Source organism: Mycobacterium sp. E3247 (assembly GCF_001667785.1).
In the GTDB taxonomy this organism is placed as follows: Bacteria; Actinomycetota; Actinomycetes; order Mycobacteriales; family Mycobacteriaceae; genus Mycobacterium.
In genome coordinates this window covers 1-10,530 of record NZ_LZJG01000461.1, presented here as the reverse complement: position 1 = coordinate 10,530, position 10,530 = coordinate 1, and the positions used below count along the sequence as shown (strand labels likewise).

General features: G+C 70.7%; 12 protein-coding genes. 4 read left to right on the top strand and 8 right to left on the bottom strand.

Annotated elements, in window-relative coordinates; all coding sequences use genetic code 11:
- From truB to A9X04_RS22745, 3 genes are all read right to left on the bottom strand, one after another.
- A partial coding sequence (truB, locus tag A9X04_RS22755) for a tRNA pseudouridine(55) synthase TruB (protein WP_067925362.1) occupies positions 1 to 598 on the bottom strand: 598 nt, incomplete at its 3' end.
- Positions 595 to 1,275 carry a 4'-phosphopantetheinyl transferase gene (locus A9X04_RS22750; RefSeq protein ID WP_067925359.1) on the bottom strand — a complete coding sequence of 227 codons (681 nt, stop codon included), beginning with the start codon at positions 1,273 to 1,275 and terminating at the stop codon, positions 595 to 597. The genes A9X04_RS22750 and truB, both read right to left, overlap by 4 nt.
- Positions 1,272 to 2,249, bottom strand: coding sequence for a metallophosphoesterase (locus A9X04_RS22745; RefSeq protein WP_067925356.1), 978 nt, complete (start codon positions 2,247 to 2,249; stop codon positions 1,272 to 1,274). The genes A9X04_RS22750 and A9X04_RS22745 overlap by 4 nt, the downstream gene beginning before the upstream one ends.
- Before the next feature lie 147 nt (positions 2,250 to 2,396).
- Here A9X04_RS22745 and A9X04_RS22740 point away from each other — a divergent pair, with 147 nt between their 5' ends.
- Positions 2,397 to 2,981, top strand: a complete 585-nt coding sequence (locus tag A9X04_RS22740) for a DUF3558 domain-containing protein (protein WP_067925353.1) — start codon at positions 2,397 to 2,399, stop codon at positions 2,979 to 2,981.
- Positions 2,982 to 3,008: 27 nt separating this feature from the next.
- Positions 3,009 to 4,739, top strand: coding sequence for a CocE/NonD family hydrolase (locus tag A9X04_RS22735; RefSeq protein ID WP_067925350.1), 1,731 nt, complete (start codon positions 3,009 to 3,011; stop codon positions 4,737 to 4,739).
- Here the strand turns inward: A9X04_RS22735 and A9X04_RS22730 are convergent.
- Both A9X04_RS22730 and A9X04_RS22725 read right to left on the bottom strand, forming a co-directional pair.
- The gene (locus A9X04_RS22730) at positions 4,698 to 5,258 is read right to left on the bottom strand and encodes a DUF1802 family protein (protein ID WP_067925347.1); all 561 of its coding nucleotides are present in this window, start codon (positions 5,256 to 5,258) and stop codon (positions 4,698 to 4,700) included. The two genes, A9X04_RS22735 and A9X04_RS22730, sit on opposite strands and share 42 nt — an antisense overlap.
- 30 nt (positions 5,259 to 5,288) lie before the next feature.
- A complete protein-coding gene (locus A9X04_RS22725; RefSeq protein WP_082975190.1) occupies positions 5,289 to 5,600 on the bottom strand; it encodes a DUF2277 domain-containing protein in 312 nt (103 codons plus the stop codon).
- 43 nt (positions 5,601 to 5,643) lie between these two features.
- Between A9X04_RS22725 and A9X04_RS22720 the strand changes: the two genes are divergently transcribed.
- Positions 5,644 to 6,393, top strand: a complete 750-nt coding sequence (locus tag A9X04_RS22720; RefSeq protein ID WP_067925344.1) for an enoyl-CoA hydratase — start codon at positions 5,644 to 5,646, stop codon at positions 6,391 to 6,393.
- Between the two features lie 49 nt (positions 6,394 to 6,442).
- Positions 6,443 to 7,024: a hypothetical protein gene (locus A9X04_RS22715; RefSeq protein ID WP_067925341.1), complete on the top strand. Its 582-nt coding sequence runs from the start codon at positions 6,443 to 6,445 to the stop codon at positions 7,022 to 7,024.
- Between the two features lie 6 nt (positions 7,025 to 7,030).
- Here the strand turns inward: A9X04_RS22715 and A9X04_RS22710 are convergent, their stop codons facing one another.
- From A9X04_RS22710 to infB, 3 genes are all read right to left on the bottom strand, one after another.
- Complete coding sequence (locus A9X04_RS22710; protein WP_102419882.1) at positions 7,031 to 8,041, bottom strand: bifunctional oligoribonuclease/PAP phosphatase NrnA; 1,011 nt, start codon at positions 8,039 to 8,041, stop codon at positions 7,031 to 7,033.
- Entirely contained in the window at positions 8,016 to 8,489 is a 474-nt protein-coding gene (rbfA, locus tag A9X04_RS22705) for a 30S ribosome-binding factor RbfA (RefSeq protein ID WP_067925335.1), read from the bottom strand. The genes A9X04_RS22710 and rbfA overlap by 26 nt, the downstream gene beginning before the upstream one ends.
- On the bottom strand, positions 8,489 to 10,530 hold a 2,042-nt coding region (gene infB, locus A9X04_RS22700; protein ID WP_067925332.1), incomplete at its 5' end, for a translation initiation factor IF-2. The genes rbfA and infB, both read right to left, overlap by 1 nt.

The window sequence follows — 10,530 nt, the reverse complement described above, 5'->3', positions numbered from 1 at the left end:
CCTGACGCGGGACGCGATCGACGCCGCGGTCGCGGGCCTGCGCGCGAACGTAGGTCCCCGACGAGCAGTCCACCTCCACGTCCACGTCGACGAACTCACCGGCGGGCCGGACGTCGAGCACCTCGAACCGGTCGATGCGCACCGGCCGGGCCGCGAGCTCGACGGTCTGGCCCTCGCGCACCAGCCGGTAGGCGCGGCGGCCGTCCACCTTGATGGCGCTGACCGCCGACGGCACCTGCTCGATGTCGCCGCGCAGGCCCGCGACCGCGGCGTCGATCGCGTCCCGCGTCAGGTGCGCGGCCGAAACACTTTGCAGCACTTCGCCTTCGGCGTCCTCGGTGGACGTCGTCTGGCCGAGCCGGACGGTGGCGGCGTAAGACTTGGATGCCGCCGTCAACAGGCCCAGGATCTTGGTGGCGCGGTCGATGCCGATCACCAGCACGCCGGTGGCCATCGGGTCCAGCGTTCCCGCGTGTCCCACCCTGCGGGTGGAGAAGATGCGCCGGCAGCGCCCGACCACGTCGTGGCTGGTCATCCCGGCCGGCTTGTCGACGAGGACTAGTCCCGGACCGATCCCCGGGCCGCTGCTGGAGGTCATAGCACGATGGCGGTCAGCACCAGCCCCCGCTCCACCGACCACCGGCCCCTCAGCGCGGTCAGCGGCGGGCCGTCGAGCGCCCGCCCGTCGATCAGGATCTTGGACACGAAGACCCCGGAGGTGCCCCCGTCGGGCGGGTCGAGGTCGAGCACGATGTGGGCGTCCTCGAAACCCAGCCAGCGCTTGGTCAACGGGAACCACGCCTTGTACGTTGCTTCCTTGGCGCAGAACAGGATTCGATCCCAGTGCAGGCCCTCGGGCAGCGTGGCCATCTCGTGCCGCTCCTCCGGCAGGCTGATCGCGTTCAGCACACCGTCGGGCAACACGTCGTGGGGTTCGGCGTCGATGCCCACCGAGCGCACCGCTTCGGCGCGACCCACGACCGCACCGCGATAGCCCGTGCAATGGGTGAGACTGCCCACCACGCCGTCGGGCCAGCACGGTTCGCCCTTGTCGCCCTTGAGGATCGGCACCGGCGGCAGGCCGAGCTCGCCCAGCGCGACCCGCGCGCAGTGCCGCACGGTGACGAACTCGTTGCGGCGCTTGGCCACCGACCTCGCGATCAGCGGCTCCTCTTCGGGCAGCGGCGCGAGGCCGGGCGGATCGGTGTACGCCTCCGCGTAGGCCAGGCCGTCCGATGCCGGCAGCACCGAGGAAACCAGCATGTCCTCGGTCATCGTGATTGCCGCTGCCGCAACCGTTCCCGGAACTGCGCGGCCTGCTGCCGCATCTCGGGTGTGATCTCGAAGTGACCGCCGAAGTCGTTGAGGTATCCGGGCGCGTACTCCGGATCCGGCAGCACCTGGCGCAGCCAGTGGTGCGGCTTGCGGCGCCGCCACTCCCGCGGGTAGCCCACCGACACCTCCTCGAAGCGCACGTCGTCGTACCAGGTGGTGCGGGGAATGTGCAGGTGACCGTAGACCGAGCAGACCGCGTTGTAGCGGGTATGCCAGTCGGCGGTCTTGGTGGTTCCACACCACAGCGCGAACTCCGGGTAGAACAGCGCGTCGCAGGGGTCACGGACCAGCGGGAAATGGTTCACCAGGACGGTCGGTGTCATCCAGTCGAGTTTCTCGAGACGGGCGCGGGTGGTGGCCAGGCGCTCCCGGCACCAGGCCTCCCGGGTGGGGTAGGGCTCGGGCGACAGCAGGAATTCGTCGGTGGCGACCACGTTGCGCTCCCGCGCGATGGTCAGGCCCTCGGCTTTGCTGGCCGCGCCCTCGGGCAAGAAGCTGTAGTCGTACAGCAGGAACATCGGCACGATGGTCGCCGGTCCCCCCCGCTCGGTCCACACCGGAAAGGGATGCTCGGGCGTGACGATGCCCATCTCGTCGCACATGTTGACCAGGTAGTCGTAGCGGGACTTGCCGAAGATCTGCACCGGATCGCGCGTCGTGGTCCACAACTCGTGGTTGCCCGGGACCCAGATCACCTTGGCGAAGCGGCGGCGCAGCAGGTCGAGTGCCCAACGGATCTCGTCGGTGCGTTCGGCGACGTCACCGGCCACGATCAGCCAGTCGTCCGGCGAGGACGGGTGCAGCGACTCGGTGACCGGCTTGTTGCCGAGGTGGCCGGTGTGCAGATCGGAGACGGCCCACAGCGTCGGTTGCCCGCTGTTCGTCGATTGGTTGTCCGAGTTTTGACCAGCCACGATTAACCAGACTAATGACCCGCGGCCGCGGGCCGGCCGGAACCGGCCCTTGCCCGTGGCATTAGAACGTGTTCTTGTTTGTCTGTGGCCGTGGCGGGGCGACTTGTACACTCCCGGGCAAGGGCCGCCGGGCCGTCAGGGGGTGTCGTGTTCGCCAAGGTGCGTCTGATCGGGGCGGTCGGTGCCCTCGTCGCCGCGGCCGTAGCCGGCTCGGTGGGCTGGCAGGGCGCCGCGCCGGGGCCGGCGGGGGCCGGGCGCGTGGAACTGCGCTCGACCGCGGCGCCGATAGAAACCACCATGAAGAGCCCCATCGTGGCGACCACCGACCCGCGGCCGTTCGACGCGTGCGAGGACATCCCGTTCGACGCGGTGCAGCGGCTCGGGTTGGCCTTCACCCCGCCCGAGCACGAAGACGGCCTGCGCTGCCACTTCGACGCGGGTAACTACCAGCTGGCCGTCGAGCCCATCATCTGGCGCACCTACGAGGAGACGCTGCCGCCCGACGCCGTGGAGACCACCATCGCGGGCCACCGCGCCGCGCAGTACTGGGTGCTCAAGCCGACGTATCACAACAGCTACTGGTATTACTCCTGCATGGTCGTGTTCAAGACCAGCTACGGGGTGCTGCAGCAGGCGCTCTACTACTCGACGGTCTACTCCAATCCCGAGGTGGACTGCATGTCCACCGACCTGCAGCGCGCCAACGACCTCGCGCCGTACTACAAGTTCTGAAGGCGGGCCGGGCCTTAACCTGGCACCGTGAGTATCACCTCGACGCGAGCCGCCCAGCCCACGCTGCACACCGTGCGACACCTCGGCGCCAAGACGGCCGGGCGGCTGCTGCGCCTGCCGCCGGCGACCGCCGAGTACACCGTGCGGCGAGTCCGGGTGCCCATGCGCGACGGCGTCGACCTGGTGGCCGATCACTACGCGCCGAACACCGCGCCGGCCGCGGGCACTCTGCTGGTCCGCGGGCCGTACGGGCGCGCGTTTCCGTTCTCCCTGCTGTTCGGCGCGCTGTACGCGGCGCGGGGCTACCACGTCGTGCTGCAGAGCGTCCGGGGCACGTTCGGCTCGGGCGGGGATTTCGAGCCGATGGCCAACGAGGTCGCAGACGGCGCCGACACGGTGGCCTGGCTGCGCGAGCAGCCCTGGTTCACCGGCCGGTTCGCCACCATCGGGATGTCGTACCTGGGGTTCACCCAGTGGGCGCTGCTGCAGGATCCGCCCCCAGAGCTGGCCGCTGCGGTCATCACGGTGGGGCCGCACGATTTCAACGCGTCCGTGTGGGGCACCGGCTCGTTCGCCATCAACGACTTTCTGGGGTGGAGCGACATGGTCGCCCATCAGGAGGACCCGGTGCGCGCCCGGTCGGCGCTGCGCCAGCTGCAGAACCGGAACCGGGTGACGCGGGCGGCGCTCGGGCTGCCGGTGGGTGACACGGCCCGGGCACTGCTCGGCGCCGGCGCACCATGGTTCGAGTCGTGGGTCGAGCACACCGACCCGAGCGATCCGTTCTGGGACGCGCTGCGCTGCGGCGACGCGCTGGACCGCGTCGACGTGCCCGTCCTGCTGATCGGCGGTTGGCAGGACATCTTCGTCAGGCAGACGTTGCAGCAGTACGCGCACCTGCGGGCCCGGGGCGTCGACGTCGCGCTCACCATGGGCCCGTGGACGCACACCCAGATACTCACGACTGGGCTGAGCGCCTGCCTGCGGGAGTCACTGGATTGGCTGGACACCCACCTCGGTGGCGCCCCCGGCCCGCACCGGCCCAGCCGGGTCCGCGCCTACGTCACCGGGCAGGGCTGGCGCAACGCGGCCGACTGGCCGCCGGCCACCACCGAGCGCGCGCTGTATCTGCGCCCCGGTGGTCACCTGGGTGAGACCGCGCCGACGGACCTGACCCGGTTGGCGCCGGCGACCTTCCGCTACGACCCGGCCGACCCGACGCCCACCACCGGCGGCCCCCTGCTGTCGCCGAACGGCGGCTATCGCGACGACAGCCGGCTCGCGGCGCGCGACGACGTGCTGGCCTTCACCAGCCTGACCCTCACGCAGGACCTCTGCATCTACGGCAGCCCGGTCGTCGAGCTGGCGCACGGCGCGGACACCCCGCATGTCGACCTGTTCGTGCGGGTGAGCGAGGTCGACGCCAGGGGCCGGTCGACCAACGTCAGCGACGGCTACCGGCGGCTGGACGCCCCTGCCAAGAACCCGGCCAAGGACTCGAAGAAGACGGTCCGCATCGAGCTTGACGGCATCGCCCACCGCTTCCGCGCCGGCTCACGCATCCGCGTGCTGATCGCCGGCAGCTGGTTTCCGCGCTATGCCCGCAACCTGGGCACCGATGAGCCGATCCTGACGGGACGGCAGTCCAGGCCGGCCACCCACACGGTGCGGTACGGACGCTCCCGGTTGCTGCTGCCCGTCGGGCCGCCGGACCTGTCAGCCAACGGCGCCGCGGACGCGCGCGGCGACCTCGGCTAGCGCGGCTTCGTCCAGCACCGGCGGCGCCACCGGCGCGCGCACCGGCAGCTCCACCCAGCTCTTGCAGCCGCCGTACTCGGGCGTCCGGGTGATCTCCACCGGCTTCCTCAGCGGGTGCACGGCTACCACCAGCACGGCCAGCTTGCGCTTGGGCCGGAAGTCGAGCCGGTCGGCCCGCACCGACTCGGCGGTCCAGATGTGCAGGTCCTCGATCGCCGCCAGGCCCTCCGGCCGGTTGACCTCCACGGCCGCAACGACTTTCGCGACCGCCCTGATCACCAGACGGTCCTCGGTGCTGTCGGCGGCCGCCCCGTCGAGCAGATCGCGATGCTCGGGCCGGACGCGCTCGCGGTGGCTGTGCGCGACGGTCGGGAACAGCAGGAACTCGCGGGCGGCCAGGTCGAACCGTTTCTCCCCGATGCCGCCCTTGCGCAGCAGCACCCGCTGGCGGCCGTCGAGCAGGGCGTGCACGGCGGCGCTCCACTCCTTGAGCGCGGGCATGGTCGCGGTGATGGTCATGTCGCGATGTTGGTCATGTCGTGGTGATGGTCATGTCGCGCTGGCCGTCATCACGCCCCGGCCAGTCGGGCGATCACGCCCCCCGCGAGCGGGTGGTACCCCCACGGGCCGGCGCAGCGGCGGGACGGTCTTGGGCGGCTGTCGCCGCGCGGGCAGCGCCGCGAGCAACCGCGTCGTCGTCTCGGTGACCTCGGCGACGGCCGCCTCGAAGGCTTCGGCGTTGGCCCCGGTGGGTCGGGTGATCCCACTGACCTTGCGCACGTACTGGCGCGCCGCCGCCGCGATCTCCTCGGGCGTGGCCGCCGGTTCAAGGCCGCGTAGCTCGGTGATGTTCCTGCACATGCCTCAACGATAGGCGGGGCACCCGACCCTTTACGGTGATCTCATGACCGACGACATCCTGCTGATCGACACCGACGAGCGGGTGCGCACCCTGATCCTCAACCGGCCGCAATCCCGCAACGCGCTGTCCTCGGCGCTGCGGGACCGGTTCTTCGGGGCCCTGGCCGACGCGGAAACCGACGATGCCGTCGACGTCGTCATCGTCACCGGCACCGACCCGGTGTTCTGCGCCGGACTCGATCTCAAGGAGCTGGGCGGTTCCTCGGCGCTTCCGGACATCTCCCCGCGCTGGCCGGCGCTGAGCAAGCCGGTCATCGGCGCGATCAACGGGGCCGCCGTGACCGGCGGGCTGGAGCTGGCCCTGTACTGCGACATCCTGATCGCCTCGGAGAACGCCCGGTTCGCCGACACCCACGCCCGGGTGGGCCTGCTGCCCACCTGGGGGCTGAGCGTGCGGCTGCCGCAGAAGGTGGGCGTCGGGCTGGCCCGGCGGATGAGCATGACCGGGGACTATCTGTCGGCCACGGACGCGCTGCGCGCCGGGTTGGTGACCGAGGTGGTGCCGCACGACCAGCTGTTGGCCACCGCCCGCGGGGTGGCGGCGTCGATCGTCGGCAACAACCAGGACGCGGTGCGCGCGCTGCTGGCGTCCTATCACCGGATCGACGATGCGCAGACCAGCGCGGGGCTGTGGCTCGAAGCGACGGCGGCCCGCCAGTTCCGCACCAGCGGCGACGACATCGCCGCCAACCGCGAGGCGGTGCTGCAGCGGGGGCGGGCCCAGGTCCGGTAGGCGCGGCGGTCCGGCCCCGCCGGTCGCGGGCAACCAATACGATCAGCTGATGCGTGCTGTCGTCGATGTCATCGTGAGGGTGTTCGCGGGCGCCGTGACGCTCGCGGTGGCCGCGATCGCGGCACTCGCACCGCGTGCGGCCGCCCTGCCGCCGCCGGGATTTCCCAACCTGGACGGCTTCGCGCCCGTCCCGGCGGACGGCTTTGTGACCAGCACCGGTCCGGGAACTGCGCCCCGGATCAGTTTCTCCACCCCCTACACCCTGGTGTGCGACTTCTACGGCGGCCCCGCACCGGCGCCGCAGCCGTCACAGGACATCAAGTGCAAGGGCGACATGCCCGGCATCGACGACGTCCCCGTACTGGGCGGACGCCCGCACCCGGGTGATTGCCTGGTGGGTTCGGCCGAGTTCAAGGGGCCCGGCTACCAGTTGAGCCGCATGTCCTACGGCGGCTGCGACGGCAGCCCGGCCGCCCTGCCGCCGGCCGGCAAGTTGTTGAGCGCGGGCCAGAAGTTGACCTACCTGAACGTCACGTGCGCCGTCGGCGCCGACAACCTGGTCGCCTGCCTGGACACCACCAGCGGGGACCACGGGTTCGTGCTGCAACGCTCCGGCAGCTGGGCTTTCTAGCCTGTTCTAACCCAGCGCCGTGCGCAGCGCCGCCACGACGTCGTCGATCGGGCCGCTCGCCGAATAGCCGGCCGCCAGCCGGTGGCCGCCCCCGCCGAATGCGGACGCGACGGCCGCCAGATCCACCGCGGCCTTGGCCCGCATCGACACCGACCACCGCTGCGGGTCGACTTCCTTGAACACCGCGGCCACCTCGGCCTGCTGCGTGGTGCGTACGACGTCGACGATGCTCTCGACTTCCTCCGGGCGCGATGTCACCCAATCCTGGTGCCCGACAACGGCATACACCAGCCCACGGCCGCCCACCGCGTCGGGCAGCAACTGCGCCGAGCCCAGCACGCGGGACAGCAGCGGCAGCCAGGTGAAGGGGTGGGTGTCCATCAGCGTGCGGCTGATCGCGGCGTTGTCGACGCCCGTCTCGACCAGCCGGGCCGCCAGCCGCAGGGCGCGGGCCGTGGCCCAGCGGAAGGACCCGGTGTCCGTCGTCAGCCCCGCGTAGATGCAGTGCGCGACGTCGGGGTCGATCGGCTTGTCCCACGCGTCGAGGATGTCGGCGATCATCATGGTGGTCGAATCCGCCGACACGTCAACGAAGTTGGCGGTCCCGAACATCTCGTTGGAGGCGTGGTGGTCGATCACCAGCAACTCCCGCCCCGCACCGGCCAGGTCGCTCAGCGCGCCCAGTCGCTTGAGGCTTGGAACATCAACGGTGACAACCAGATCGACGTCGCGCCGCATGGCGTTCGCATCGACCAGCAGCCGGCAACCGGGCAGCGACGACAGCGACTCCGGCAGCGTCGCCGGCTCGGCGAAACCCACCTCGACGGTCTTGCCGCACCTGTCCAGCACCAGCGCCAGCGCCAGGCCCGCGCCGATCGTGTCGGCGTCGGGGTGGACATGGGCGACCACCGCGATAGTCGCTGCGGCGGAGAGCAATTCGACCGCCCCGCGGACGTCGACCCGCGCTCCGGCTCCCGCGCCGCGGGACAGCTCAGTCTTGGCGTCGGTCGTCGTCACCGGCATCCCCGTCGCTGGGCCCGCTGGCACGGTAGGGATCGGCCTCGCCGGCCGGCTTGGCCCCCGAGCGAACCCGCGCCAGGTCGGCGTCCGCCGCCCGGGCGCGGGCCAGCAACTCGTCCATCCGCTGGACGGTGTCCGACGTGGTGTCGCGGGTGAAGGTCAACGTGGGCGTGAAGCGTACACCGGTGCCCGCCCCGACCATCGTGCGCAGCGCGCCCTTGGCCCGCTCCAGCGCCGAGGCGGCGGCGGCGTAGTCCGGCTCGTCGTCCAGTGTTCGGCCCATCACGGTGTAGAACACCGTCGCATCGTGCAGGTCGGCGGTGACCTTCGTGTCGACGATGGTCACCCCGTCCAGCCCCGGATCCTTGATCTCGAACTCGATCGCCGAGGCGACGATCGTGTTGATGCGTTTGGCCAGTCGGCGCGCCCGAGCCGGATCGGCCATCAGGCGCGCTCCTTCTCGACGAGCTCGTAGGACTCGATGATGTCGCCTTCCTTGATGTCGGAGTAGCCCAGCGTCATACCGCATTCGAAGCCCTCGCGGACCTCGGTCACGTCGTCCTTCTCCCGTCGCAGCGAAGTGATCGACAGGTTGTCGACGACCACGATGTTGTCCCGCAACAGCCGGGCCTTGGCGTTGCGGCGCACCACGCCCGAGCTGATCATGCAGCCGGCGATGATGCCGACCTTGGAGGACCGGAAAATGGCGCGGATCTCGGCCCGCCCCAGCTGGTTCTCCTCGTAGATCGGCTTGAGCATGCCGCGCAGGGCCTTCTCGATGTCGTCGATCGCCTGGTAGATCACCGAGTAGTAGCGGATCTCGACGCCCTCGCGGTTGGCCAGCTCCGTCGCCTTCCCTTCGGCGCGCACGTTGAAGCCGATGATGATCGCATCGGAGGCCGACGCCAGGTTCACGTTGGTTTCGGTGATGCCACCGACACCGCGGTCGATGACGCGCAACATCACCTCGTCGTCCACCTGGATGCCCATCAGGGCCTCCTCGAGCGCCTCGACGGTACCGGCGTTGTCGCCCTTGAGGATCAGGTTCAGCTGGCTGGTTTCCTTCAGCGCCGAGTCCAGGTCCTCCAGGCTGATCCGCTTGCGCGACCGTGCCGCCAGCGCGTTGCGCTTACGCGCGCTGCGCCGGTCGGCGATCTGGCGAGCGATGCGGTCCTCGTCGACGACCAGGAAGTTGTCGCCGGCGCCCGGCACGGACGTGAACCCGATGACCTGCACCGGCCGCGACGGCAGCGCCTCCTCGACGTCGTCACCGTGCTCGTCGACCATGCGGCGGACACGGCCGTACGCGTCGCCGGCCACCACGGAGTCGCCGACGCGCAGCGTGCCGCGCTGCACCAGCACCGTGGCGACCGGGCCGCGACCGCGGTCCAGGTGCGCCTCGATCGCCACACCCTGGGCCTCCATGTCGGGGTTGGCCCGCAGGTCCAGGGCGGCGTCGGCGGTCAGCAGCACCGCCTCCTCGAGCGCCTCGATGTTGGTGCCTTCCTTCGCCGAGATGTCGACGAACATCGTGTCGCCGCCGAAATCCTCCGCGACCAAACCGTATTCGGTGAGCTGGGCCCGGATCTTGGCCGGGTCGGCGCCCTCCTTGTCGATCTTGTTGACCGCCACCACGATCGGCACGTCGGCCGCCTGCGCGTGGTTGATCGCCTCCACCGTCTGCGGCATCACGCCGTCGTCGGCGGCGACCACCAGGATCGCGATGTCGGTGGCCTTCGCGCCGCGGGCACGCATGGCGGTGAACGCCTCGTGACCCGGGGTGTCGATGAACGTGATCAGCCGCTCGCTGCCCTCGAAGTCGACGCCCACCTGGTAGGCACCGATGTGCTGGGTGATGCCACCAGCCTCGGCCTCGCGCACGCTGGCGTTCCGGATGGTGTCCAGCAGTCGCGTCTTACCGTGGTCGACGTGACCCATCACGGTCACCACCGGCGGACGGGTCTGCAGGTCCTCCTCGCCGCCCTCGTCCTCGCCGTAGGTCAGGTCGAAGGATTCCAGCAGCTCGCGGTCCTCGTCCTCCGGGCTGACGACCTGGACGACGTAATTCATCTCGCTGCCCAGCAGCTCGAGCGTCTCGTCACCGACGGACTGGGTGGCGGTCACCATCTCCCCGAGGTTGAACAGCGCCTGCACCAACGAGGCCGGGTTGGCGTTGATCTTGTCCGCGAAGTCGGAAAGTGACGCGCCGCGGGCCAGCCGGATGGTCTCGCCGTTGCCGTGCGGCAACCGCACGCCGCCGACGACCGGCGCCTGCATGTTCTCGTACTCGGCGCGTTTCGCCCGCTTCGACTTGCGACCACGCCGGGGCGCACCGCCGGGACGGCCGAACGCGCCGGCGGCGCCGCCGCGCTGACCGGGCCGGCCACCGCCGCCGCCACCACCGCCACCGGGACGGCCCCGAAAACCTCCCGGAGCGCCGCCACCGCCGGGCGCGGCGCGGACGCCGCCACCGCCGCGGTAGTTGC

Bases quoted from the DNA above. Each gene is read 5' to 3' on its own strand.
- A9X04_RS22750 (WP_067925359.1), bottom strand. From the start codon at position 1,275: ATGACCGAGGACATGCTGGTTTCCTCGGTGCTGCCGGCATCGGACGGC.
- A9X04_RS22730 (WP_067925347.1), bottom strand. From the start codon at position 5,258: ATGACCATCACCGCGACCATGCCCGCGCTCAAGGAGTGGAGCGCCGCC.
- A9X04_RS22725 (WP_082975190.1), bottom strand. From the start codon at position 5,600: ATGTGCAGGAACATCACCGAGCTACGCGGCCTTGAACCGGCGGCCACG.
- A9X04_RS22720 (WP_067925344.1), top strand. From the start codon at position 5,644: ATGACCGACGACATCCTGCTGATCGACACCGACGAGCGGGTGCGCACC.
- A9X04_RS22715 (WP_067925341.1), top strand. From the start codon at position 6,443: ATGCGTGCTGTCGTCGATGTCATCGTGAGGGTGTTCGCGGGCGCCGTG.
- rbfA (WP_067925335.1), bottom strand. From the start codon at position 8,489: ATGGCCGATCCGGCTCGGGCGCGCCGACTGGCCAAACGCATCAACACG.